Raw genomic sequence first — 26,135 nt, 5'->3', positions numbered from 1 at the left:
ATGCTGATATGTCGCGATCAGAACTTAACGAAGTCTGGGAACATATAAAAAATGAAGCAAAAGCTCTGGCTGATTGTGAACCTATGTTAGCCAGTTTTTTTCACGCGACACTACTAAAGCATAGAAATCTTGGTAGTGCCTTGAGCTATATGTTGGCAAATAAGCTAGCATCACCGATTATGCCTCCCATCGAAGTCAGAGAAGTCGTTGAAAATGCATACCGCAGTGATCCCAAGATGATCGAATCGGCAGCCTATGACATCAAAGCTGTTCGACTACGCGATCCAGCAGTAGATAAATATTCGACACCATTGCTCTACCTTAAGGGTTTCCATGCACTACAGGCTTACCGCATTGCACACTGGCTGTGGAAACAAGATCGCAAGGCATTGGCAATTTATCTGCAAAACCAGATCTCAGTTTCTTTTGGTGTCGATATTCATCCTGCTGCAAAAATTGGTTGTGGCATTATGTTAGACCATGCAACTGGCATTGTGATTGGTGAAACGGCGATTGTTGAAAATGATGTTTCCATTTTGCAATCTGTAACGCTTGGTGGTACGGGTAAAACAGTAGGAGATCGTCATCCGAAAGTACGTGAAGGCGTGATGATTGGTGCGGGAGCTAAAATTCTCGGAAATATAGAGATTGGTCGTGGTGCAAAAATTGGGGCAGGCTCGGTTGTATTGAGATCAGTGCCACCTCATACCACTGCGGCAGGCGTACCGGCGAGGATCGTTGGTAAACCGGAAAGTGAAAAACCATCTTTGGATATGAACCAGCATTTTAATGGCATCAATAATGGATTTGAGAATGGGGATGGAATTTGAAATTCTGTTCTTTTCTTATGAGCATTAGCGTTAATAGATAGGACATCCAGCGCGGATTAGGTGCTGAATGTCCTATTAATCTTAATCCCGCAATAACGCACCTGGATAACCCAGTTGCCGCCATGCTTCAAACACAACCACTGCGACAGAATTGGACAGATTCATGCTACGGCTATCTGGCAGCATAGGGATTCTGATTTTCTGTCCAGAAGGCATATTATCTAGCACATAAGATGGCAAGCCACGGGTTTCCGGGCCGAACATCAGATAATCACCATCACGATAACTTACATTACTGTGCGCCGGTGTGCCTTTTGTGGTTAAGGCAAACAGACGGGCTCCAGAAGGAGATTGTGAATTGACAGAGCTGAGCCCTTCACTTTCCAAGAATGCATTGTAATTGTGGTGTTGTTTGATATTGGCGAATTCGTGGTAATCCAACCCTGCACGACGCAGGCGTTTGTCATCCCATGTGAAACCCAAAGGTTGAATGAGATGAAGTTGACAGCCAGTGTTGGCACACAGGCGAATGATATTGCCTGTATTAGGCGGAATTTCTGGTTCGAATAGGACTATGTTTAGCATGTTTTGATTAAATTGTTACAGATGTAGTTGTAATTTTCTACAGTATCCATTTTTGTTGTATGTGTTTTTACTACTACTAAGTGTGTAGTACCAACTTCTATTTTATCAGTTAAAGATATTATCTAGTACTACAGCCGTAGCCTATATTGTGTCATGATGATTGCCTCTTTTTTTCCTTAAAACATGTAGTGGTCAAGAACTTTCGGACATATTTCTTGACCCTACAATAAAGAACGGTTCAAGTGAGGCAAAAAGGTGGGCGAAAGGCTCGTGATGCACACTGTGAAGTTCGTTATGCGGCCGTGACCGTAAAAATCCCTGCGAATAAAACCGGTGAGCCCGTACCGCTGTACTATGTCGGTTGTCAAGAAACGGAAAACGATGACGGCTTGAGTTAGCACATTCTGACCTCAGAGTCAGTGAAAACAAAAGAAGAGGCAAAGCGCATTCTCGATGACTACGAAAAACGTTGGCTAATTGAAGAATTTCACAAAGCGCCAAGTCTTTACTGGGCATATATTAACCTTGGAAAGCTTGCAGGTTGGTACGACTCGAAACGTAATGGTCGAGTAGGGTGGGGAAGGATGGTTCATGTTACAAACCATCCTTGAGGGTTATCTACTTGCACAGTCTCTTGAGCTAGAGATTTGATCAAGAGACAGGGCTTTTAACCGGGCTCATCTATATTTTCAGAGTTCTCTCATTCATTCAGTATGGAAAATTCCTTCTTTATCAGTGCGATTATAGGTGTGCGCACTAAATTAATCGCGCTGCTCCTGGATCAGGTTGGCTGGCAGAACAGTGGCACGGTTGCTGTCGTAGTAGGTAGTTAAGGGGAGGGGGTATCACGGCAATACTAGTACTACAGCCGTGATCCGTATTGTGTCATGATGATTCTTTTCTTCCTCACACCAAGGGAGGTGTCCTATGACCTCACCTGTCAATCTCTGGGAAGAGGAGCTACGAGGCCTGCATTCCCGTCTGGCTCCGCTGTTTCACTCTGTAGGCTCTCAACACCGTTGTCTGGCTTATCTTCGCGGACTGCTCAGTGATGTAGAACGTAAAAATAGCTGGCAACTGGCTGAATGGTTGGGTGAACACTCGCCTGATGGCATTCAATATTTTCTGGAACGCGCTCAGTGGGATGCGGAGGCGACCCGCGATATCTTACGCGATGATGTGACTGAACATCTCGGCGATGAGCAAGGTATCTTCATCATCGATGAAACTGGTTTTGTCAAAATAAGGGCGCCACTCGGCCAGAGTACAGCGTCAATACAGTGGTACTGCTGGGCGCATTGAAAACAGTCAGATAGGCGTCTTCCTGTGTTACGCCGGCAAGGGCGGCCATGCCTTTCTTGATCGGGCCTTATACCTGCCCGAACAGTGGACTGAGGACCGGCCTCGCTGTGCGGCCGCGGGCATCCCTGACTCCGTGAGCTTTGCCACGAAACCTCAGCTTGTCCGGCACATGCTGGAACAGGCATTGGATGCCGGTGTGCCCTGTCGCTAGGTGACCGCCGATGCCATGTATGGGCATGACCGCCGCCTGCGATGCTGGCTGGAGTCCCGGCATCAACCGTTTGTATTAACGATCCCCAAGAATGAACAGCTCTGGTGGCAAGGCCCGCGCGATATAGCAGAACCAAAATAATGTGACATAGCATCTGAATTCAAATGGCAACACAGCATTGCTTATGATGTATATAGATTGCGTCAAGTTATGCTGATTTAGCTATATCAGGGCGGATGTGATTGCAGCCAGTTTGACGCCTGACGATTGGGAAACCCAGTCCGCAGGGTTAGGGACAAAGGGAGAGCGTTGGTATGACTGGGCACGGATCCCGCTCTGGCGTCTGCAGATAAGTGAAGAGGAACGGCGTTATGGTCATTATCTGCTGGTCCGGCGTAGCCGGGATGAAAAGCAAGAACGGGCTGACTATGTGGTGTATGCCCGCAGAGACCAGGCTGACCTCAAGGCACTGGTTCAGGCGGCCGGACATCGTTGGGAAATTGAGAGCGGTTAAGGCGAGTGTGGGCTGGATCACTACGAAGTCCGGCAGTGGCAGAGTTGGTACTGGCATATTACGCTGTCGTTATTGGCCCATGCGGTCCTGGCTGTTTTGCGAATACAGGAGAAAAAAAACACCGGAGGAGCTGATAGCCCTGAGCGTATCGGAACTGCGTAATCTGCTGTCAAAACTGATGAAAAAGGCAAGGGAAACCGTCGAACAGATTTTATCTTGGTCAGATTGGTGGCGACGACATCAGTACCGCGCACAACAATGTCATTATCGTCGCCGGGATAACCCTCTTATCCCAGAGCCATTACGGCTGTAGTACTAGGGCGTGTTGACGTTTCGTGGAGGTAAGTTTGAACAGCATGATGATCTGGTATCATTGTCTTCGCGAAAAAACTATTACCCCAGCTCATCATGCCAGGGCAAACGGGTCTAAATTATACTGATGTAAATCCCATCGTAAGGACTTTCAGCAGATAATCATTATCCCATCCGGCTTTCTGACGCTTGGTTTTCACCCCCACTTTAACTGTTTTCTCATTTTTCAGCAGGTTAAGCGCTATTTTATTCAGCAGTGCTAGATTTTCAGCCTCATGACCACTTCTCTGGCGCTGCCTGTCTTCTCCAAAACTCACATCTAATTGCCAGTGCAGTTTATTTTCAATATGCCAATGACTGCGTATCGCATAGGCGATAAAGTCAGCTGACTTATCACCGTGACTAGGGGCTGTTGACGTTTTGCGAGGGATTATTAGACAGCATGATGATTCGGTATAATTACTTTCGCCAAAAAACAACCAGACCTCACCATCATGCCGCGAACTATGTTAACAGATCTCTATTGGAATAAGCTATCTGCATTAATGCAACATACCGGTTGGGTTTATGACAAACCTGAACACCGTTTGACCTTCGAAGGGATCCTTTACCGAATGAGAACGAGCATCCCCTGGCGCGATTTACCGACAAAATTCGGTAAATGGAATAGCGTCTTTTCACGTTTTAATGCCTGGTCGAAGAAAGGTGTTTTACAGCTTATTTTCAAATGGTTATCTGATATTGCGGATACAAAATGGTTGTTTATTGATGGAACTATTGTTCGTGCTCACCAGCATAGTGCTGGAGCCGCTTCAGATAACGATGAGGCGATTGGTAAAAGTCGTGGCGGGCGTTCAACCAAGATCCATTTAGCGGTAGACAGCGGAGGGTTGCCCGTTCATTTTGAACTCTCCGGGGGACAGGTTCACGATAGTGTTCATGCGGAAAGTCTTGTCTCTGAGTCCCCCTCATCCGAAGTTGTTATCGCTGACAAAGGATATGATAGCTAGCCTTTCAGAACATTTATTGAACAACGAGAAGCCACCCCGGTGATCCCTGACCGCAAAAATAGTCGAAAAGCAGGCCAACATATTGATAACTGTTTATACCGTTATCGCCACTTGGTGGAAAATTTGTTTGCCAGAATTAAACATTTCCGAGCAATAGCAACAAGATACGATAAACTTGAACGGAATTATGCCAGCATGGTGGCACTGGCATTTATCCTTGTCTGGTTGCTGATGTGGGTGATTGAATTATGACCTTAAAACATCAACAGCCCTTAGAGTCTAATGTCTCTATACCATTTTTTTGGATTACCACAGGAAATCAAAAATGCTCCAGGTACATTTGTTCAATTCTACGAATGCGGACATCAATATTATATTCCTGTAGTATATTCAGTCTTGCTTGTTGGCCCAAACTTTTTCTTTCATCGGACTCCTCAATAAGAAATTGCAGTTTCTTATGTAAATCGTTACCGTTTTGTTCTAGGTCAAATAGCAAACTATCTTTGCCGTCATCTATGATATTGCGATTGCCTGAAATATTTGAGACCAGACAAGGTAAGCCACAACTTTTTGCCTCAAGAATAGCTAAGGGCATTCCCTCCCAGAGTGAGGGAAGGACGAAAACATCAAAAATATTTAAAAAAACTTCGGTATCATTTCTCCAACCAAATAACTTAACATTATTTTCCAACTGATTTTTAGAAATGAACTCTGTCATTTCTTCACGAAGCTCACCATCTCCGATGAAATAACATTTCACATACGGATAATCTTTGATTAACTTTGCTAAAGCGTTCAACAGGTACATCGGATTCTTTTGTGGCCAAAGCCTACCGATCATACCAACAATGACTTCATTGTCTTTTATATCACCTAGTTGTGTACGCAATTGTTGTCTATGCTGAAGAGAGTAAGGTTTAAACCGTTCGGTATCTACCCCATTACCGATAATCAGAATTTTTTTGCGGTTGATCCTCACCACTTGAGTTGAGATCCGCATATCATCTTCATGCAAACAAATAGTTATATCTCCACATGCTGAACCAATTTTCTCCATCAACCAGAACAATAAATATTGCATTTTATTTCTGGCAACAGGAAACGAAAATCCATGAACAGTGTGGACAATTAGCTTCGTTCGGTTTAGCCAAGCAGCAATTCGTCCTAATACACCTGTTTTAGATGAATGGGTATGAATAATATCAAATCGGTGTTTTTTTATAATCTTCCATAATGCATATAGAGCCTTAATATCGTTTACTATGGATATTTCTCTTACCAGTTCAGGAACAACCAAGCAGGTAATCCCATATTTTCTAGCTTCGACGGTAAGAGGTCCTTCCTGTCGACAAATAAGATACTTATCAAATTTATTATCATCCAGACGAATTAGCTCATCGAGACATACCCGTTGTACTCCACTCAGTAGTGGTAGTAATTGAACATGTGCAATTTTAATCATATCAAAATTTATATTTGCAAGGGCCAAATTTCTTTAAAAAACCATCTTTAAGGGCTGCAATAGTGTACTTTATAAATACTTTTTTCTGCGAGCTCGTCGCAAATCCAATAATTATCCTTATAAAATTAAATACAATTTCACGAAGTTTATAGCCAAAAGGTATATAAGATAGCCGTATCATCAGAAAACTATTTCTCACTAGAAAATAACGACGAAAAGAGCTATGACTTGAAATTGTTCTGCCAAAGATGGATACTCGCTTATCACCTATAGTGTGTGCCATTGAAGCTTTAGGAGTGATAAAAACTTTATATCCCTTTTTTTTAGCACGCAAAGACCATTCAACATCAATATAATCAATAAATAAATCATCCAACATCTTACCGACATCGTTGAGAACAGCCATCTTGATTAAGCAGCCGGAAGCAATCAGGAATGTGGCTTCTACTGGTTCATCTTTTAACTCAACACGTTGAATAAAGGGGCCATTATAGACAGTCGCTGGATATACATTGTTATTGTCAGGATCATAAAAACTTGGACCAATTGCACCAACTCTAACACCATTTTCATTCAGTCTCTGTTCTTCTTCTAACAGATGAATAATAAAATCAGTGTTAATTATACTGTCTTGGTCAAAAAGGATAATATGACTTGTATTAAGATTATGTTTTACATACTCGATCCCAATATTTTGTGCAGAAGCCAAACCAATATTATTCTTTTGTTCTAAAAGGATGAAATTACATCCTGTTGCAACAGCTACTTTCTTTATTTCAGATATATCTTTAGAACCATTATCAACTATAATTAGATATTTAACTTGTGTGGAAATACTATCTATTACTTGGCCAAAGCTTTTCAAGTCGGGGTTAAATGTGACAAGAATTGCAGTTACTGATGGAGTACTCACAGTCACCTGGTTTTCCCTTTCTACAATTGAATATTGAAATTAATAATTGGATTAACGAAATAATATGCAATATAGCGGTGTATCGACATTAGTACTAAAATTAAAAGCAAGATTTTTCTTAGCATTAAAAGCTTAACATCTGAATGTTGTAAAATTATGTAATCTACTAATTTTGTGTAGAGACAAGCTATAATAACAAAGGGACTCAAAGATAGGAGTTCATATAATCTTATTGATAACACAGGAGAGAAAGACAAAACTGATAACAATATTGCACTAGTGAGATATAAAAATGAAAATAAGTTATATTTATTAAATATATCTTTATCCAAAAAACTATAGCGACTTAACCTTCGTCCGACAAAGAAGTTCACAATAAAAAATAACATTGCAAATATTAGAGTAAAGGAATATTTGTTAACTTTTGTATTGTCTGAATTTTCTAAATATAAATCAAAAAGTGGATTGAAATCTATTAATAAACTCAAGTATTGATTTAAAAGCATAGGCAAAATAGTAGCTAAGCTAATAACCAATATTAACCACATAAATTTATATGATTTAACATAATACCCACAAATATAAAGTATTAAGAATAAAAATGCAGAGTAATGAAATAAAACTGAAAGTGAGAGAAACACAAAAGCATAAATAGGGTTCTTGCATCGGAATCCCGTAAATCCAAAAGCGATAGCAAGAGCAGCGCGGATTTGTGTTCCTTCATGTAAAGCTAATAAAGAAATTCCATATAGAAGAAACAAAAGGACTAATATATAGTTGTTAGTATTAAAAGATTTTAATACATAGTATTTCAGAGCTAATGAAATCACAACCATAAAAAACCAAAATAGCATGAAATCTTCACTGATCGACTTAAAGAGAATAACAAGAATACGAAATCCTATTTCCATCCTGTCGAAGGCTGGTTCCTTAAAAGTATAGGTAAATAGATCAACATAAGATTCATAGTCATTAGAAAATGGCATTATTTTAACAACATAAATCGTTGCCACCATCAACATTATTAAATAAAACAAGTTCTTTTTATATATAAGCATGATTAGCAATCACTTTCTGCTATTTATTTAAATCGAGTACATGCATGAAAATATTTCGCGATTCGATATTTTTCGGAGAAAATATATTCTTGAACAATTTTAGGTCAATCGATATTTAAAAACGGCTCATTATAGGCGATCGAAAATTCATGCTGTGGCAAATAATACTCTGTAGTTTTATACAGAAATTCGGGTCACGTATTCAATCCGTTGATTTGTGTTAAACATAGTATTCACGTTCAATGAAAGTCCCGATGACTTTATCATGCATTTCCGGTGACTTCGAATAACCCAACGTCTTACGATTGAGTCGTTTAAGTCGGTTGCGCAATGTCAAATTTTCCCGCTCAATACGTTGAGTGAAGGTTTTTCCGACAAGAGGCTGGCTTTTGGGTAATAGATTGCCAGCCTTGAAATTATCTGTACACCAGAAAACAACATTGAACAAAGCCAGTTTTTTGAGGCATTTCTTGAGGGTTTCTTTGCTTCTCGCTTCAAACGTATGAGTGATGATGCGTTTTAGAATACCATAACCAACGTTGGCATTTTTTATTCCCGACAAATGACCACACTTCATCAACTTCACAAATGAGTTGAACGTTGACATTATCCGGTGGGAGTGTCGTTACGCCTCGTGGTTTAAGTTTTTTAAAACATGGATAACCGCATTGATACTGATATGTAATGCACGGGCTGTATCACGGATACCCGCATTATTCATGGCAAGATCAACAACGTGTTCTTTTATACCCGCTTGGCAGGCGCGATAGGCGTAATCCAGTTGGAGGGCTCGTTTGCAGGAGAAACAACGATAGCGTTGATGTCCGGCCTCACCTTTGCCATGCTTTTTGACGTATTCAGTTTGCTGACAAAACCGACATTTTACTTCAACAGTCGCCATGTGATTTTTCCGAAAAAATGGCGATTATACACAATCATCAATAGGTTGAATACGTGACCAGTTTTATGCTTTTTACACTAGGCCACTTACAAAGTAGTTTAATGAGTTCCTTAGTCCCTTTGTGAAACTCTTTTCTTCCGATTAATCCAATATAATAGTTTCGTTTTCCAAAAATAGATTTCCCAGGATGAAAAAATTTCAGGTTTATCCCGGCGGGTATAATGCCAACATAATATGTTAAATGCTATTTTGACCGTCAAACTGACGAATTCCTTTTAGAAGCATATATCTCAAAAGATAATAGTATCGTCGGAAATACCATAATTTTTTCATTGGGCCGGAAAGGCATTTATACAAGAGTCGATAAAATACGGTAGTTTGGTTTAATACCTCATCCTTAACATCACCACCAACAAGTGTAAAACAAGCTATTTTCTCTTTAATATTTCTTTTATCAACAGGTATTTCTCCATATTGAAACCATCCCATATGTATTACGTTAATATTGAATGGCGTACGACATGAATAAAGTTCAGGTCTTAAATATCTAATATGGTCAGGATATAGTCCTGGCTTTCCTTCAATAGACCAATCCCAACGGAACAATGCTGCAGTAGTATCTACAGGGGAAACATATAAATCATTTATTTTTTTATTTTCATTGTATAAATTTTTTTCTTGTTGATATATGGCGCTCAGTTCTTTACGGCCTGAAATATAGTCCCAATTTAGGGTTATACCAATTTTTCCAATACAAGTATTATTATCCATTGCTGAAACTAAATACGATAGCCAGCATGGCTTAGCCTGACAGGCTGAAAAGTCAATGTCCCCATCGGTAAGAAAAAAGTATTTTTGCTTTTTTTCCGCAAAAAGTTCCAATAAAGTCTTATTCAGCCCTAGAATCCAAAGATTGGATTTATTCCTGATAACATTGATCTTTTTACTGTAATTCTGCTCTATTTTGGCCAAAATTTCGTTATGTTTGGCTTCAGAGGATTTATTATCAATGATGTAAATATGATATGGGATTGTAACTGTATTAATTATCGACTCAACACATTTTTTTAGATAATTGCTTTCATTACGTGTCATTATTATAATTGGGATAACGCAGTCCATATATTATCCTTCAAGCGCTTTTATCAAAAAATCCATTGATGATTCCCTCTTTTTACTCAAAATACCTTCTACTCTCGAGTAATCAATATCCTCGAATGATTTTAGCTTACCTAAATCTTCTTCAGATATTAGTCTATCCTTTAACTCCAGGTCACTTAATAAACTTTCGAGTCTAGATGCCCCTCGCTCCTCGTTAAGACAACAATAAAAGTTTTTACTAAATAAAATGGAAAAGCATACACAATGGAAAGAATCAGTTATGATCAAAGAAGAATCTCTAATCTTCTTTAACCAATCAACAACAGGGTAATATTCATAATTTTTGCCGCTCATGCTTTTATAATAAATATTACACGGCTTACATTTCATCATTTGCGATACATGCTCAACACCCGATAAAAACGTCTCATTCAGATCAAGTTTATAATAGCTAATCAGACCTGTATCTCTGGTCTGTAAATCACCAATAATATTGTCAAAAAAACTTCTACCGATTAATAAAGTTGGATCCAACACATGCGTAGCATCTACTTTAAATAGATTTTTACAAATAGCAACCCCCGTATCTTCTCTAACCGATACAGAATCGAATTTATGCAAATACTCATAAACCAAATGGGTTACATTATCTTTTTTTTTATATTCCCATTGATCGACACCAAAACTTGCTGCATAAGATATCTTTTTTGTTTGTTCAGATACGAATGATAAAAAATAAACCTGAACTTGAGAAAGATCTGAATACATTCGAGGACGCCAGACCTGATCGCTACCGACGATAACTACGTCATATGTAGATGCTACATTTTTGAGATCATATATTGAATTATAGGTTTTTGAACGAGTCAGATGTTTTTCTCTAAATAACTCAAATACTTCCGATCCTTGAACTTTTTTTTTGATAATTATTTTCTTTTTAAGTATTTTCAATAGAATTTTTTTTAGTCTTAAAAATTCTAAAGTTACTATGATTCTCTCCCTGAATGTTCGATTTTTTTTAGCATCTGGTATAAAATTAATATGCTCCACATCCTCACAAACTTTATGTAGTATTCCCTCCAAAGCAACAGCTTGTAAAACTGCACCATAGTTGTGATCAGAATACTGGAAATTTAAAACACCGACTTTTTTTTTCATTTTACCTTCTTTACTATTTATTTAATTTTTTAAGAATCATATTAATAAGATACTTACGTTCATCTCGAGCATAAAAAATCACACTAGCTATCCCACCTAATATGCCTAATAAAATAAGTTCAAGCAAAAATATATCCAACTTAGAAGATAATATAGATTTAAATGAATATAGAATTATCATGTAACTTGCTGAAAATAAGACAGTTCTAATATGGATACCTAAGAAAGTTAATTTATTTAAACTTAAGTTCATTGCTGCATAAATAGGAATAAATATGGCATTTTTGACTGTTAATGCAACACTGAAGCCTATTGCAATTGACAAAACTTGTAATTCTGTAAAACGAATTAATATAAATGAAATTAAAATTCCAAATAAAGCCAAAACCACATTTAGCAACGCAGGTATTTTTACTTTTTTAAATGCTACGTTAATAGAAAAAAATGGTAACACGCCTAGATTTATTATTAGCGGTAACATGATTACCCACATTAAGTAATCAATATTCATTTGTTGACCAATCCAAAAATAGATCAGCTCATTTGAAAAAATACAAATAATAGAAACTGGAATCGCGATCGTTAGTGAGAGTACCATCACAAATGCTTTTGTTACAGTAATGATACTTTCAAACTCATTCTTCGCATGAAGGATCATTATAACAGGAGAAAGAACTCCAGCTATTAAACCAGCGAATGATCTGAGTAAATCACTAAATTGTGTTGCAATTGAATATCGCCCTGATTCCTTTGCACCAAAAAATTTATTTACCAGCAATAAGTCCATCTTGATGAAGAGCACATAACCAATTTGATCTATTATCAACCATAATGCAAACTTTGATATTTCACCAACTTTATCCTTACTGAATAGCTTTATATTTATATTTATATTTGGTGTCAATTTTTTCCATAAAAAAATAGTCATAATGAGTGCTGAGATCTCTGCAATTATCATTGCATAGCCAACATATTGAATCCCTATATAACCATTATTAAAAAAAGCAATGATGCTGATAAACTTTAAAAATACCTTAAGTAATGATACACATTGTATAAAGTCAATTCTATTTAATGCAAACAATGACACACTGAATATTGATGTCAAAAGTGCTATAGAAAAACTGATCAGAATAGACTCAAACAAGAGAATAGCAGGCTCTACACTCAATGAGGGAATTGAAATGTACTTGTTTATATCCTGAACTGGATAATAAATAAACAAAAACTGAATCACGGCATAAAAGACAATTACAATAAGAGCCGTGTTGAATATAATATTTGCATCACGAATATTATTCGTTTGCAAGCTTGCTATAAAGAATCGATTTATTGAGGATGTTAATGACTGAGTAATTACACCCATATAAAAAGTCAGGAACATTGCTAAAGGAACAACACTATATACCTCAAGGCCTAAATACCTAATCAAAAAAGGTGTTAAATACAATCCAGTAACTACATTGAAAAAAAATGTTAATATGTTTAGAAACGCGTTCCGGATAACTTGTTTATGCATAATTTTAATTACATTTTTTAAGTAATTTTTTGATTTTTTCAGGAACTGACAATCTTATGATTTCTTTCCATGCTGCAAGATTGCTTTTTTCTATCCGCTTATACATAAATATATCTGGTAACATAAGTATTTTAAATATAAAGATAGAACCTAAATTTTTTGCAATTTGAAATTTTCTTATACTTTGCCTACTCAAACGCGAGCGCTCCAAATATAATTTACGACGAGCATTTGATAAGTTATTATTGAGTAATGTTGTTCGTTTTCTTGGAGTCCATTTTTTTTCATGTTCAATACGAACTAACAATCCTTCTCGTCGGTTTCTATAATTTCCTGCCTGGCTTTCGTAAAAATCATTTACATCAACATTTTCAATAAATATCTCTTCACTATATATTTTTAAATAGTTATTTAGAATACTATTTCTTATTACCAAAATATTGGTCCCTTGAGAATCATTAATATATTTTGGTAACCATGCGTCCCCTAATGTAGCATCCGCCAATTCACCCGCAATATCATCACAAAAATCACATGATTTGTGCTTGAAAAAACCCAAGCCCCAGTTCGTCCCAAACAGAGATGAGCTTTGATGCAAAATTTTATTATTTTCAATATCAATAACTTCTATATTATAATCGTTTGCCTTCTTAAAATCTTGCTTTACGCGAAAATCTATTGTTGATAATTTTTCCGGTTTGACACCTACTTGCCAAGCTAAGCTCATTGCAAAATTGGTAGACTTCATATGACCACACAACAATGAAATTGCAAACTTGACATTTTTCAGCATTCCCTCTTGCTGAGCAAGCCTTATAGACTTTACAAAGCATGGAACCCCAATAAATAAGTATCTCTTATTTGATTTATTAATTTCATTGATTAAGCCAGAAAAACTTACAGGGTAATATCTTGATTTTTTATTGGTCTTTATATCCAACTCTGAAATTTTATCAGTAATAATATAATCGAACATGTTCTTATCATGTCCAACATGGATAACAGCATCTATTTCATTATTCAACAATAATTTTTTCGCAAACCAAGTAGTAAGTCCCCCTGAACTGGAACTATTTCGATCACTTAATTTTTTGACATACCCTACATAAACATCATCATAATAACCAATACGTTCATCAAATTTCTTTCCAAAAAATAACCGTTCCCCTACTTCAGTTTCATTATCTGCATCATCTGAGAACGGACAAACTTTATTAGCTACATCTGTATTTACATTTTCTTTTATTTTTGCATGATAAAAACCATCATCATATATTTTCAGTTCAACAGACTCTTTCAGTGTAAGTTTGCATGCACCACAACCAACACAGTACCCATTTTCGATAACCTTCTGTATTGTCATAACATATCCAATAATGATTATTATAGTACCGTATCATTAAATAGTGGTGCATTTTTATCTTTCTCTGAAAGAATTATGCGCTCATTATTTGGCCATGATATATTGATAATATCATCATTCCATACGATACTTTTTTCATGCGTGTGAAAATAAAAGTTTGTAGTCTTATAAATAAATTCTGCTGTTTCACTCAAAACCAGAAAACCATGTGCAAAGCCTTCAGGAATCCACAACTGACGTTTGTTTTCAGCAGATAAATTTACACCTACCCATTTTCCAAATGTCGGCGAAGATTTACGAATATCGACCGCAACATCAAATACTTCACCAACTACGCAACGAACTAATTTCCCTTGGGCATACGGGGCCAACTGGTAATGCAGACCTCGAAGCACACCCTTGCAGGATTTAGAATGGTTATCCTGAACAAACTCAACCTTCCGCCCTACAGCCTCTTCAAAGATTTTCTGGCTGAAACTTTCAAAGAAAAAGCCACGATCGTCACAAAAAACTTTTGGTTCAAAAATCAATACGTCAGGTATATCGGTCTTAACTATGTTCATTTCTTAATAACCTTTAATCATTTTCAGCAGATACTGCCCATAGGCATTTTTTTTCAGTGGTTCGGCTAATTTCTTAGCCTGTTCAGCATCTATGAAATCGTTGCGATACGCAATTTCTTCCGGACAAGACACCTTCAAGCCTTGGCGTTCTTCAATCGTCGCGATAAAGTTACTGGCTTCAATCAGGCTCTGGTGAGTTCCTGTATCCAGCCAGGCATAGCCTCGCCCCATCATGGCTACAGATAAACGCCCCTGCTCCATATAGATTCGGTTAATATCTGTTATTTCCAGTTCACCGCGTGCAGAAGGTTTCAGACTCTTAGCCATTTCTACAACATCGTTGTCATAGAAATAAAGCCCGGTAACCGCATAGTTACTCTTTGGCTCGATCGGTTTTTCTTCGAGGCTGATAGCAGTGCCGGTTTTATCAAACTCAACGACACCATAGCGCTCAGGATCGTTGACGTGATATGCAAATACAGTAGCACCACTTTCCTGGTTAACAGCGTTATCCATCAACTTCGGTAGATCGTGACCATAAAAAATATTGTCACCGAGGACTAGGGCACAATCATCGTTACCAATAAATTCTTCACCGATGATAAATGCTTGCGCTAAACCGTCGGGACTAGGTTGCACTTTATACTGCAGATTGAGTCCCCACTGACTACCGTCCCCTAGGAGTTGTTCAAAACGCGGCGTATCTTGCGTTGTGCTGATAATAAGAATATCTCGGATTCCTGCTAGCATGAGTGTAGACAACGGATAATAAATCATTGGCTTGTCATATATTGGCAGCAGTTGCTTACTTACTGCCATAGTTACTGGATAAAGACGGGTGCCGGATCCGCCAGCTAAAATAATGCCTTTACGCGTTTTCATTTCATTATCTCTTTATGCACAAAATGCCCAATTGGGTATTAATATCATTATTATTATCAGATTGTTGTTGTCGTAAACAACTCGTTCAGCATACGCTTAACACCCGTCTCCCATTGAGGAAGAACGAGGTCAAAATTACGTTGGAATTTTTCTGTATTCAGACGAGAGTTGTTCGGGCGGCGTGCCGGAGTCGGGTAGACACTGGTTGGTACGGCATTGAGTTTGGTCAGTGCAAGTTCAATACCTGCATTTCTCGCCTCGTCAAAGACAAGTGCAGCAAAGTCGTACCAAGTAGTTGTACCACCAGCAACAAGATGGTACAAACCCGCCACATTTGGATTTTTTATGGCAATTCTAATGGCATGTGCGGTGCAATCTGCTAATAATTCAGCTCCCGTAGGCGCACCAAATTGATCGTTAATCACCGAGAGTTCTGAACGCTCTTTCGCTAGACGAAGCATAGTTTTCGCGAAATTGTTCCCTTTGCCAGCATATACCCAACTGGTGCGGAAGATCAGATGTTTTTCGCAGTTATTCTGCAACGCTTTTTCACCAGCTAATTTGGTTTCCCCATAGACGTTCAGAGGGGCAGTAGCATCAATTTCCCTCCATGGTGCATCTCCAGTACCAGGAAATACATAGTCGGTAGAGAAGTGAACAACCCAAGCCCCTATTTCTGCTGCCGCTCTAGCAATTGCTTCAACGCTGGATGCATTGAGTACCTGGGCGAATTCAGGTTCTGATTCGGCTTTATCAACAGCAGTATGGGCCGCTGCGTTTACAATGACATCCGGCCGAATTTTATGAACGGTTTCAGCAACACCTGCAGGGTCACTAAAATCACCACAATAACTTTTTGAATGGACATCAAGCGCAATCAGATTACCAAGTGGAGCCAAAGCTCGTTGTAATTCCCAGCCGACTTGTCCGGTCTTGCCAAACAGAAGAATATTCATTATTGACGTCCTTCATAATTCTGCTCAATCCAAGTTTGGTAGACGCCGCTTTTTACATTCTCCACCCATTGAGTATTTGCCAGATACCATTCCACCGTTTTACGAATACCGCTCTCGAATGTCTCTTGCGGTTTCCATCTTAACTCACAACTAATTTTTTCTGCATCAATGGCATAGCGGCGGTCATGCCCCGGTCGATCGGCAACATAGATGATTTGCTCGCGATATGACGAACCCTTTGGTACGATTTCATCCAGTAAATCGCAAATCGTATGCACCACATCGAGATTCTTCTTCTCGTTGTGACCACCGATATTGTATGTCTCACCTGTTTTACCTTCTCTCAGAACGGCATATAACGCACGAGCGTGATCTTCCACATACAACCAGTCCCGAATTTGATCGCCTTTGCCATATATTGGCAGTGGTTTACCTTCCAGAGCGTTCAGTATCACTAACGGGATTAATTTTTCCGGAAAGTGATACGGGCCATAATTGTTAGAACAATTCGTGATGATTGTTGGCAGGCCATAGGTGCGCATCCAGGCACGTACTAAGTGATCGCTGGATGCTTTTGATGCGGAGTAAGGGCTACTTGGAGCATAGGCAGTTGTTTCAGTAAACAGGGGAAGTTCCGTTTTATTGAGCACCTCATCAGGGTGCAGTAAGTCGCCATAGACTTCATCAGTAGAAATATGATGAAAGCGGAAAGCGCTTTTTTTCTCACTATCAAGTGAAGACCAATATTTGCGTGTGGCTTCTAGCAGTACATAAGTGCCAATGATGTTGGTTTCAATAAATGCTGCAGGTCCGGTGATGGAGCGATCGACGTGACTTTCTGCAGCCAAATGCATCACTGCATCAGGTTGGTATTGTTCTAATATATTATCTAACCTATTTCGATCACAAATATCTGCTTTTTCAAAGGAATAACGTGGATTACCGTCAATTTCTTTGAGTGATTCCAAATTGCCTGCATAAGTAAGCTTATCAACATTTATAACGCTATTATTAGTGTAGTTGATAATATATCGAATTAATGCAGAACCAATAAAACCTGCTCCGCCAGTAACCAGAATTTTCATTTTTGAGATTTTTAGTTGATTTTAGGATTGATAGAAATTAGAAAGGAAGTTTATGGAATATAAATTGTTATATGTAATTAAAGCTACCGCACTAGGTTACGGTTCCCAGAGTACCTTTATATGTAACAATTTGACTTATCCATTTAATATAAAAGGATTTTTTATATTAACAAAAATTAACATATCTATGAGTTATGTTAAGCAGCGACGAGATTAGTCCCTCGACGCTTTGAGGTCAAGTATAATAACTTTTTTTCTTTAATTGTTACATTTTGTAACTAGCTAAATTTCAAGGCGAAAGCCTGTTTATCTTCCATGCAATGGCAACCAAATTATCAACCGTAATCCTCCTAAAGGGCTATCTTCTGCTTTCACCCAACCTCGATGCTGATTCACTGCCGTTTCAACTATCGCCAACCCTAATCCAGTTCCACCAGATTCTCTATCCCGTGCCTCATCTGTTCGATAAAACGGTCGGAAGATATGTTCTCGGTCTTCTGGGCTGACTCCTGGGCCGTCATCATCAACGGTAATTGTTACGCCTTGGTTATCTGCCTTAAATGCAACAGCAATATGGTTGCTAGAGTAACGTAATGCATTGCGGACGATGTTTTCTAGTGCGCTGCCGAGTGCTGCGGGGTTGCAGTAAATTATCCAGTTTCCGGGAGGTGAGACGATGTCGAGAGTTTTACTCATCTGCTCAGCTTCGAATTTTGCATTTTCCAGAATGTCAGACCATATATCGTAGGCTTTGATATTTTCGCGCAGTAACTCGTTTTTATGTTGATTGCGGGAAAGTACTAGTAAGTCATTAATCATACCATCTAAACGTTGGGTTTCTGTTTCGATACGCTCCAGCTCTTTACTTTCACCATGACGGCGGCGTAATAAGGCAGTCGCTAGCTGTAAACGGGTAAGCGGCGTGCGCAGCTCATGGGAGATATCGGAAATCAGACGTTGTTGGGCGGTGACCATCCTTTCTAGTGCACTAATCATTTGGTTAAAACTACTGCCGGTAGCTAAAAATTCTTGTGGTCCGGATTCCAGTTCAGGGTGTTGTCGTAAGTTTCCTTTCGCGACGTCATCGGCTGCGTTTTTGAGTTTACGAGCGGGTTTTGCCAGGCTCCATGATAGCCATAAGAGTAGTGGAGCGCTGATTAACATGGTGGCTGCGGGCAGTAAAAATGGCCGGTCAAACATCAAATTAATAAAATCTGATTGTGGACTGCCCGCTGGCCTAATGATGTAGAGATGGTAATGATCTTCTCTATCACGGACAGAAAAGGGGCCGAGTATTTCCGAACGGCCATATTTTTTCTTTTTAGGGTGATCAGCGTTATCGGATTGACCGATAAAGTTGCGGATAACTTGTTGTTGATGGGGGGGAGTATTAATGTCACTAATCAGCCCCTCACTGGAGACGAGGATTAGACGTTGTCCAGGAGGAGTCCACAAAGCAATAGCACGATCTAGACGTAACCACCAGAATAGATCATTCCCAGAGTCGTGCATTAATTCTTCTTCTACTTGTTTTGCCAGTTTTTCCCCTAACTGATATTCGCTATCTAAAAGAGGTGTTAACTGCCGTGAGTCCAGTTTGGGAGCCATTAAAGCTATCATCAGGACAAGTGCAAGCGTGAACCAAAAAATTGCAAATATACGGGCTGTCAAGCTGTTGATCATTTTGCAGAAACCATTAAGTATCCACGGCCGCGTAATGTCTTAAACCATGGTAGTTCATCAGTTCTGTTGGGTAATTTACGGCGTAGATTCGAAATATGCATATCAATAGCTCGATCAAAAGGCGTTAAACGTTTTCCCAATACTTCTTGGCTTAAATGTTCACGGGAAACGACTTGTCCCAAATGTTGTGCTAATAAATAAAGCAGAGTGAATTCTGTGCCAGTGAGATCCAAAATGACACCATCAAAACTGGCTTCCTGACGTCCTGGGTTGAGTTGTAGTTTATCGATCTCCAGTATAGGTGTCCCAATATCAGCTTGTTGTTCACTCCAGTTGGAACGGCGTAAAATGGCACGTATGCGGGCGACCAGTTCGCGATCGTTAAACGGTTTGGGGAGATAGTCATCTGCTCCTAACTCTAATCCCAAAACACGGTCTAAATCGCTACCACGAGCCGTTAACATGATAACAGGGGTCTGGTGGTATTGCCGTAACTCTTTCAGCGTCTCAATGCCGTTCTTGCGCGGCATCATGATGTCCAGCAACAATAGGTCAATTGAAGAATCGATGTATTGTAAAGCCTGTTCGCCATCGTGGGCGATTACAACATTGAATCCTTCCATCTCGAGCAATTCTTTTAATAGCGATGTCAGTTCGCGGTCATCATCAACTAATAAGATTTTATGCATTAATTCTTCCTCCAAGAGCAAAATACGATAACAAACTTCGCTATTCCATGACTTTACGTTCTTTTACATGCTCTGACGCTAGTTTGCAGCCGCAGGTTTATAGTTATCCACACTGAATCGAATGCTGCTGTTCGAGAAAGCGAGGAAATTTAATGCGTAACATAGCAATATTGGCTTTAGCGTCAATGGTTGTTCTCGGAACAGCGGAGGCTTTAGCTAAAACTGCTGATACGGATCATATTCCTGAGGTTAGTGTTAGTCCTTCCTCCACACATCCATATTGTATGCCATATGGGTATAAGAGGGGATTTAATCATCACCAAGATGGTCAATATAACTATAGTTATATCTTCGGTGGAATAGCGTTAACTGAGCATCAACGTGAGCAGATGTGGAATTTAGTCAAAAAGCAGCATCAGTATGAACAGCCGCAGCTTGATATGCGAGCTGAACATCGAAAGTTGCGTGCGCTTTTGGCAACAGAGGATTTTGATGAAGCTGAGGTTCGCTCGCAGCTCGAAAAAATAGCTGAAAAGAATGTTGCCTTGGGTGTAGAAATTGCACGCATTAGCAATCAGATTTATCAACTTTTAACACCAGAGCAGAAAGGGCTATTAAAAAATTGTTTAAAACAAACGAATGTGAAGCTCGAAAAGTGAATTAATTTTTTTGTTACTACTCTTGATTCCTATACTTTTGCTACATAGTAGCATTAACAACGGTTTTCCTTGCCATAGACACCATCCCTGTCTTTCAGCCCCTGTGAGGGGCTTTTTTTTTTACCTTAATTATCAGTAAGAAAATGAACTCTCAAAGTGTACTGCTGCCGAAAACCAAAAACCGGATAGTAATAGTCGAGACGTTGAAATCATTTAACATGTAAAACCGTAGTCTGACAAAGCATATTGACGATAGCTCATGACATAGCTCTGTTGGTGGAGGGATCTTATGTCTGTGCTGTTCGTCGTTAGTAATCACCCTGATACAGTTGGTAGATTATGCAAGTCGGCGATTAAACGAGATAGTGGAGTGAGGGAGTTCAGTGGAATAATTGAAAGCCATGGTGGGGAGTTGGAGTGAAGCGACTCACTTTGCCTCTCTGCGCCTATATTTTTCCATTTCACACGCTATTTTTATACTTGAGAGTGACTGAAGAACCGAAAGGCGGTAGTCAATGAGTATAAATTATGGGCGATGGGTCAGTTCTGCTGCGTTGGCGGCAACGGTTCTGGCTAGTGTGTTGTTAATCGTGAAAATTTTTGTCTGGTGGTTGACGGGTTCGGTGAGTTTATTGGCAGCGTTAGTGGATTCATTGGTCGATTTGGCTGCTTCCTTGACGAATTTTTTTGTTGTGCGCTATTCACTTCAACCTGCTGATGACGAACATGCTTTTGGACACGGTAAGGCTGAATCGCTGGCGGCTTTGGCGCAAAGTATGTTTATTTCCGGTTCGGCAATTTTCTTGTTTTTGACAGGCTTCCAGCATCTATATTCCCCCGAGCCATTGGAACATGCGGCGATAGGTATATGGGTAATCGTCATTGCTTTGGTTTCCACGTTATGTTTAGTTACGTTCCAGAAATGGGTGATCAGTAAAACGCAAAGTCAGGCAATCCGCGCGGATATGCTGCATTATAAGTCCGATCTGTTGATGAATGGGGCGATTTTGCTGGCGTTGTTTTTGAGTCTGTATGGTTTTAAACGCGCAGATGCACTCTTTGCTTTGGGTATTGGAGCCTATATCCTCTATAGTGCGTTACGGATGGGCTATGATGCTGTACAGTCTTTGCTTGATCGCGCCTTGCCAGATGAAGAGCGACAGGAGATTATTGAGATCATTCAAAATTATCCGGGTATAGCTGGTGGGCATGATCTGCGGACTCGTCAATCAGGCTCAACGCGTTTTATCCAGTTCCATCTGGAGATAGATGACAATTTGTCCTTGGTGCAAGCGCATGCTCTAGCCGATGGGATTGAAAATAAATTGCGGAGTAGATTCCCAGATGCCGATATTATTATTCACCAAGATCCCTGCTCTGTCGTGTCTGAAGAGCATAAAAACCGCTGGGATTGAAGGGGAATTTATTCATAATCAAAAGAACATCAAAAAACAGACATAATCTTGATGCAGACTGGGTGTTTTTCCGTATTATAGTTAGAGTTGAATCAATTCAGCTAATGCAGTGACAATCAGGTTTCTCAAATATTATATCTACAAGTCAGAGGTCATCATGATCAACAAGATTAAAAGAATTGGAGTCTTAACGAGTGGCGGTGATGCGCCTGGCATGAACGCCGCTATTCGTGGTGTTGTTCGTGCCGCTTTAACCGAAGGGTTGGAAGTCTATGGTATTTATGATGGCTATCTGGGGTTGTATGAAAACCGCATGAAGAAGCTTGATCGCTTTAGTGTTTCCGACATGATTAACCGCGGTGGTACGTTTTTGGGATCAGCCCGCTTCCCAGAGTTCAGGGATGATAAGGTTCGGGAAACTGCCATTGAAAACATGCGCAAAAATGGAATCGATGCGTTGGTGGTGATTGGAGGGGATGGATCTTATTTGGGGGCGAAAAAGCTGACCGAAGCAGGTTTCCCTTGTATTGGTTTGCCTGGAACGATTGACAACGATGTTGCGGGCACAGATTACACCATTGGTTATTTCACGGCGTTGGAAACGGTGGTTGAAGCGATTGACCGTTTGCGCGATACATCAACTTCCCACAAACGAATTTCGATTGTTGAAGTGATGGGACGTTATTGTGGTGATTTAACCTTATCAGCGGCAATCGCGGGTGGATGCGAATTTATTGTTCTGCCTGAAAGTGAAGTTCCGTTCGACCGTGAGGAATTGCTGGCTGAAATTAAAGCTGGAATTCAACGAGGCAAGCGTCACGCGATTGTTGCTATAACTGAGCATGTTTGTGATGTCGCGGAGCTGGCGAGATATATTGAGACAGAAACCCACCATGAAACCCGTGCGACGGTATTAGGACATATCCAGCGTGGTGGTGCGCCTGTCGCTTATGACCGCATTCTTGCTTCCCGTATGGGGGCATACTCTGTTCAACTACTGCTGGAAGGTCACGGTGGTCGTTGTGTTGGTATCCAGAACGAGAAACTTGTTCATCATGATATCATTGATGCGGTGCAAAATATGCAGCGTGTCTTTAAGAAAGAGTGGCTGGAAACCGCGAAGAAACTCTACTAATCCTTTCTTACCTGTCAGATCCTCTTGCGGAGACAGCCATATGCTCTGGCTGTCTCGTTCCTCATATTCTTCTTATGCATAAGCAGAAATTTAAAATTATTTCTGCGTCATAACGCTTTCTGTCAGTTTTTATAGAGAAATCATAATAACTTAGGGGAAATATTATCGTGGATGCAAGGGGTATAAATAGAGGCTCAAGATGGGCAATGGCAAAAGAGTATGTGGTATCGGCGTTATTCTTGGCGGCGCTGGCGGTAACTAACGGTGCATGGGCAAAAGAGCAGCAATTATTGAATGTCTCCTATGATCCGACACGTGAATTTTATCAGCAGTATGATGAGGCATTCCGCGAATACTGGCATAACAAAACGGGGGATGATGTAAAAATCCGCCAATCACATGGCGGTTCAGGCAAGCAGGCAACTTCTGTTATTAATGGTCTTCAGGCGGATGTTGTGACGCTGGCACTGGCTTATGATGTGAATGCCATTGCAGAGCATGGGCGCATTGATAAGAATTGGATTCAGCGCCTGCCAGATAATTCAGCACCTTATACATCAACCATTGTCTTTTTAGTGAGAAAAGGAAACCCTAAACAGATAAAGGATTGGTCGGATTTAATTCGTCCAGATGTTGCGGTGGTTACGCCAAATCCGAAAACTTCCGGCGGAGCACGTTGGAATTATCTGGCTGCTTGGGGATATGGTCTGGCGCATAACAACCAAGATCAGGCTAAAGCTAAAGAATTCGTGAAAGCGCTTTATAAAAATGTTGAAGTGCTGGATTCCGGCGCACGCGGTGCAACGAATACGTTTGTGGAGCGCGGAATTGGTGATGTATTGATTGCCTGGGAAAACGAAGCGTTACTGGCAATTAATGCGTTGGACAAAGGCAAGTTTGAAATTGTGACGCCGAGCATTTCTATTCTGGCAGAGCCAACGGTTTCTGTTGTCGATAAGGTGGTTGATAAGCGAGGAACGCGTGAGCTGGCAACAGCATATCTGAAATATCTTTATTCTCCGGCTGGGCAGGAGATTGCCGCCAGGAACTATTATCGTCCTCGTGATAAAGCAATTGCAGAAAAATACCACGCGGTTTTTCCTGATTTGAAGCTTTTTACGATTGATGAGGTTTTTGGTGGTTGGGAGAACGCTCAGAAAGAACATTTTGCCACAGGCGGAACATTTGACGACATTATCCGGCGTTAATCATTGAACTCATTTGGGATAGAAAACCGCCACAAGTGATACTGCGTGGCGGTTCTGTCTTAATTAAAAACTTACGCTTTTTTCGCTTCTGCTGCGGCTTTTACGATAACAGCAAAGGCATCAGCTTTCAGTGATGCGCCACCGACCAGAGCACCGTCGATATCTGGTTGGGTGAATAGCTCTGCTGCATTGCTGGCGTTAACTGAGCCGCCATATTGAATAATGACCTGTTCAGCGATAGCTGCATCCTGTTTGGCGATATGGTCACGGATAAATTTATGGACGGCCTGAGCCTGAGCAGGTGTAGCGGATTTGCCTGTGCCGATTGCCCAAACTGGCTCATAAGCAATCACCGTATCTTTGAATGCTTCCGCGCCCAGCGTGTTCAGAACGGCATCGATTTGTCGCGCGCAAACAGCTTCAGTCTGACCGGCTTCATTTTCTTGTTCAGTTTCGCCAATGCACAGGACAGGGATCAAACCTTGCTCTTTCAGGATTGCGAATTTCTTCGCGATGAATTCGTCGCTCTCTTTGTGGTAAGTGCGGCGTTCAGAGTGGCCGATAATGATATATTTTGCCCCGACGTCTTTCAGCATTTCTGCGGAGGTTTCGCCCGTAAAGGCACCAGAAAGATTGACGCCAGTATCTTGTGCACCCAGAGCGATACGGCTACCAGCCAGGGCATTTTTTGCCAGAGAAACATAAACTGTTGGTGGTGCGATAGCGACGTCACAGCCGTCAACGTTGCTCAGTTCTTTACGTAGGCCTGCAATCAGGTCGTTAACCATGTGGGTACTGCCATTTAATTTCCAGTTACCCATAACTAATGGATGTCGCATATTTTTCCCTCCAACCAGAAAATAATCAAATTGCGAACTGAATGAATATTCTTTCTTTGAATGACATTATGGTGATGTCATTCCCTGTAAGTGGAATCCCGACAGTATAAAGATCATCAACGCGAATAGCTCTGCGTTGTGTCACTAATTTTCATTTGCTGCTGTGTCAGATAACGATAGCTTAATCGGTTCAATTGCGAAGGTCATTATATTTTCGCTGCTGTTTACGATGATATAACGCATTGCTCCCATTTTTTGACTGAAAGCAGGGCGGTTTTCTGCTGTCTGCAAAAGCCTTTCCAATTGAATTTCGGCTTGTTCAGGAGAAAAGGTCGGTTCGAATTGGCTGATCAGGGCTGTGATATATTGCTTTGCCAATATACGGTTTTGTTCATCTTCTCGTTTATTTTGTGATGGCAGCAAGGTAATTTGCAGACTTTTAATTTTTTCGCTGCCTCGTTCCAGTACCGCTGAAGAGTAAATTTTGTCATTGATTTTACTGGCGGCGCGGATGAAAGGTTGAGAAATATCTGTGCTTGCAATCACCCGATATTCATATAGGGGAATATCCGGGTGTTTTTTGTTGAATTTCTCCCGAAAGACAGGGATGGTGTCTTCGAAAGTAGGGGAATCTGGCAGCAGATACATTAACGGTGAGTTTATTTCTGGTGTGACTGAAGACTCATCGGCAGAGGCTGAGAATGGTAAACCGATGCTAAAAGCGATTAAAATTGTCACCAGAAGTTTATTTATGCCTGTTTTCATTTTAATTACTCACTGAG

21 protein-coding genes and 7 pseudogenes are annotated in these 26,135 nt (G+C 40.2%); 10 read left to right on the top strand and 18 right to left on the bottom strand.

Annotated features, from left to right (window positions below; translation table 11 throughout):
- Nucleotides 1–8: 8 nt before the first annotated feature.
- Complete coding sequence (cysE, locus tag WDV74_RS16225) at nucleotides 9–830, top strand: serine O-acetyltransferase (RefSeq protein ID WP_338883824.1); 822 nt, start codon at nucleotides 9–11, stop codon at nucleotides 828–830.
- A gap of 81 nt (nucleotides 831–911) precedes the next feature.
- Here the strand turns inward: cysE and trmL are convergent, their stop codons facing one another.
- Nucleotides 912–1,415, bottom strand: coding sequence for a tRNA (uridine(34)/cytosine(34)/5-carboxymethylaminomethyluridine(34)-2'-O)-methyltransferase TrmL (gene trmL, locus WDV74_RS16220; protein ID WP_338883822.1), 504 nt, complete (start codon nucleotides 1,413–1,415; stop codon nucleotides 912–914).
- Nucleotides 1,416–1,645: 230 nt separating this feature from the next.
- Here trmL and WDV74_RS16215 point away from each other — a divergent pair.
- Nucleotides 1,646–2,066 (top strand): annotated as a pseudogene (locus tag WDV74_RS16215) (IS4 family transposase); the annotation flags it as partial.
- A gap of 53 nt (nucleotides 2,067–2,119) precedes the next feature.
- Here the strand turns inward: WDV74_RS16215 and WDV74_RS16210 are convergent.
- A pseudogene (locus tag WDV74_RS16210) lies at nucleotides 2,120–2,239 on the bottom strand (hypothetical protein); the annotation flags it as partial.
- A gap of 103 nt (nucleotides 2,240–2,342) precedes the next feature.
- Here WDV74_RS16210 and WDV74_RS16205 point away from each other — a divergent pair.
- Both WDV74_RS16205 and WDV74_RS16200 read left to right on the top strand, forming a co-directional pair.
- A pseudogene (locus WDV74_RS16205) lies at nucleotides 2,343–3,604 on the top strand (IS701 family transposase).
- Nucleotides 3,522–3,755, top strand: coding sequence for a hypothetical protein (locus WDV74_RS16200; RefSeq protein WP_338885634.1), 234 nt, complete (start codon nucleotides 3,522–3,524; stop codon nucleotides 3,753–3,755). The pseudogene WDV74_RS16205 and the gene WDV74_RS16200 overlap by 83 nt, the downstream one beginning before the upstream one ends.
- Before the next feature lie 118 nt (nucleotides 3,756–3,873).
- Here WDV74_RS16200 and WDV74_RS16195 read toward each other — a convergent pair.
- Nucleotides 3,874–4,122 (bottom strand): annotated as a pseudogene (locus WDV74_RS16195) (ISAs1 family transposase); the annotation flags it as partial.
- Between the two features lie 126 nt (nucleotides 4,123–4,248).
- On the opposite strand from WDV74_RS16195, the pseudogene WDV74_RS16190 reads away from it, so the two are divergent.
- Nucleotides 4,249–5,016, top strand: a pseudogene (locus tag WDV74_RS16190) (IS5 family transposase).
- Between the two features lie 67 nt (nucleotides 5,017–5,083).
- On the opposite strand, the gene WDV74_RS16185 reads toward WDV74_RS16190, so the two are convergent.
- From WDV74_RS16185 to cpxR, 13 genes and pseudogenes are all read right to left on the bottom strand, one after another.
- Nucleotides 5,084–6,226 (bottom strand): glycosyltransferase family 4 protein, encoded by a 1,143-nt coding sequence (locus WDV74_RS16185; RefSeq protein WP_338883820.1) that lies wholly within the window; start codon nucleotides 6,224–6,226, stop codon nucleotides 5,084–5,086.
- Between the two features lies 1 nt (nucleotide 6,227).
- Nucleotides 6,228–7,145, bottom strand: coding sequence for a rhamnosyltransferase (locus WDV74_RS16180; protein ID WP_338883818.1), 918 nt, complete (start codon nucleotides 7,143–7,145; stop codon nucleotides 6,228–6,230).
- 1,272 nt (nucleotides 7,146–8,417) lie between these two features.
- Nucleotides 8,418–9,098: pseudogene (locus tag WDV74_RS16175) on the bottom strand (IS1 family transposase).
- A gap of 237 nt (nucleotides 9,099–9,335) precedes the next feature.
- Entirely contained in the window at nucleotides 9,336–10,220 is an 885-nt protein-coding gene (locus tag WDV74_RS16170) for a glycosyltransferase (protein WP_338883816.1), read from the bottom strand.
- Between the two features lie 3 nt (nucleotides 10,221–10,223).
- Entirely contained in the window at nucleotides 10,224–11,357 is a 1,134-nt protein-coding gene (locus WDV74_RS16165) for a polysaccharide pyruvyl transferase family protein (protein WP_338883815.1), read from the bottom strand.
- Nucleotides 11,358–11,370: 13 nt separating this feature from the next.
- The gene (locus WDV74_RS16160; protein ID WP_338883814.1) at nucleotides 11,371–12,723 is read right to left on the bottom strand and encodes a hypothetical protein; all 1,353 of its coding nucleotides are present in this window, start codon (nucleotides 12,721–12,723) and stop codon (nucleotides 11,371–11,373) included.
- A 157-nt stretch (nucleotides 12,724–12,880) separates the two neighbouring features.
- Nucleotides 12,881–14,239: a Coenzyme F420 hydrogenase/dehydrogenase, beta subunit C-terminal domain gene (locus WDV74_RS16155; protein ID WP_338883813.1), complete on the bottom strand. Its 1,359-nt coding sequence runs from the start codon at nucleotides 14,237–14,239 to the stop codon at nucleotides 12,881–12,883.
- Nucleotides 14,240–14,259: 20 nt separating this feature from the next.
- Nucleotides 14,260–14,802 (bottom strand): dTDP-4-dehydrorhamnose 3,5-epimerase, encoded by a 543-nt coding sequence (gene rfbC, locus WDV74_RS16150; RefSeq protein ID WP_338883812.1) that lies wholly within the window; start codon nucleotides 14,800–14,802, stop codon nucleotides 14,260–14,262.
- A gap of 3 nt (nucleotides 14,803–14,805) precedes the next feature.
- Complete coding sequence (gene rfbA / locus WDV74_RS16145) at nucleotides 14,806–15,684, bottom strand: glucose-1-phosphate thymidylyltransferase RfbA (RefSeq protein ID WP_338883811.1); 879 nt, start codon at nucleotides 15,682–15,684, stop codon at nucleotides 14,806–14,808.
- A 56-nt stretch (nucleotides 15,685–15,740) separates the two neighbouring features.
- Nucleotides 15,741–16,640, bottom strand: a complete 900-nt coding sequence (gene rfbD, locus WDV74_RS16140) for a dTDP-4-dehydrorhamnose reductase (protein ID WP_338883810.1) — start codon at nucleotides 16,638–16,640, stop codon at nucleotides 15,741–15,743.
- The gene (gene rfbB / locus WDV74_RS16135; RefSeq protein WP_338883808.1) at nucleotides 16,640–17,725 is read right to left on the bottom strand and encodes a dTDP-glucose 4,6-dehydratase; all 1,086 of its coding nucleotides are present in this window, start codon (nucleotides 17,723–17,725) and stop codon (nucleotides 16,640–16,642) included. Before rfbB ends, rfbD begins: the two co-directional genes overlap by 1 nt.
- A 306-nt stretch (nucleotides 17,726–18,031) precedes the next feature.
- Nucleotides 18,032–19,408, bottom strand: a complete 1,377-nt coding sequence (gene cpxA / locus WDV74_RS16130) for an envelope stress sensor histidine kinase CpxA (protein ID WP_338883806.1) — start codon at nucleotides 19,406–19,408, stop codon at nucleotides 18,032–18,034.
- Nucleotides 19,405–20,097, bottom strand: a complete 693-nt coding sequence (gene cpxR / locus WDV74_RS16125) for an envelope stress response regulator transcription factor CpxR (protein ID WP_338883804.1) — start codon at nucleotides 20,095–20,097, stop codon at nucleotides 19,405–19,407. Before cpxR ends, cpxA begins: the two co-directional genes overlap by 4 nt.
- 152 nt (nucleotides 20,098–20,249) lie before the next feature.
- Between cpxR and WDV74_RS16120 the strand changes: the two genes are divergently transcribed.
- The 5 genes and pseudogenes from WDV74_RS16120 to WDV74_RS16100 all read left to right on the top strand — a co-directional run bounded on the left by WDV74_RS16120 (nucleotide 20,250) and on the right by WDV74_RS16100 (nucleotide 24,514).
- Entirely contained in the window at nucleotides 20,250–20,756 is a 507-nt protein-coding gene (locus WDV74_RS16120; protein WP_338883802.1) for a Spy/CpxP family protein refolding chaperone, read from the top strand.
- A 328-nt stretch (nucleotides 20,757–21,084) separates the two neighbouring features.
- Nucleotides 21,085–21,240 (top strand): annotated as a pseudogene (locus WDV74_RS16115) (phosphatidate cytidylyltransferase); the annotation flags it as partial.
- Between the two features lie 31 nt (nucleotides 21,241–21,271).
- Nucleotides 21,272–22,171 (top strand): CDF family cation-efflux transporter FieF, encoded by a 900-nt coding sequence (gene fieF, locus WDV74_RS16110; protein WP_338883800.1) that lies wholly within the window; start codon nucleotides 21,272–21,274, stop codon nucleotides 22,169–22,171.
- 157 nt (nucleotides 22,172–22,328) lie between these two features.
- Nucleotides 22,329–23,306: a 6-phosphofructokinase gene (gene pfkA, locus WDV74_RS16105; protein WP_338883798.1), complete on the top strand. Its 978-nt coding sequence runs from the start codon at nucleotides 22,329–22,331 to the stop codon at nucleotides 23,304–23,306.
- A gap of 206 nt (nucleotides 23,307–23,512) precedes the next feature.
- The gene (locus WDV74_RS16100) at nucleotides 23,513–24,514 is read left to right on the top strand and encodes a sulfate ABC transporter substrate-binding protein (RefSeq protein WP_338883796.1); all 1,002 of its coding nucleotides are present in this window, start codon (nucleotides 23,513–23,515) and stop codon (nucleotides 24,512–24,514) included.
- A 71-nt stretch (nucleotides 24,515–24,585) separates the two neighbouring features.
- On the opposite strand, the gene tpiA is transcribed toward WDV74_RS16100, so the two are convergent.
- Together tpiA and WDV74_RS16090 are read right to left on the bottom strand one after the other, a co-directional pair.
- Complete coding sequence (tpiA, locus tag WDV74_RS16095; protein WP_338883794.1) at nucleotides 24,586–25,353, bottom strand: triose-phosphate isomerase; 768 nt, start codon at nucleotides 25,351–25,353, stop codon at nucleotides 24,586–24,588.
- Nucleotides 25,354–25,497: 144 nt separating this feature from the next.
- Nucleotides 25,498–26,118, bottom strand: a complete 621-nt coding sequence (locus WDV74_RS16090; protein WP_338883792.1) for a DUF1454 family protein — start codon at nucleotides 26,116–26,118, stop codon at nucleotides 25,498–25,500.
- Between the last annotated feature and the right edge of the window lie 17 nt (nucleotides 26,119–26,135).

Source organism: Xenorhabdus sp. TH1 (assembly GCF_037260955.1).
GTDB classification, from domain to species: domain Bacteria; phylum Pseudomonadota; class Gammaproteobacteria; order Enterobacterales; family Enterobacteriaceae; genus Xenorhabdus; species Xenorhabdus griffiniae.
This window is presented reverse-complemented; position numbering and strand designations above follow the sequence as displayed.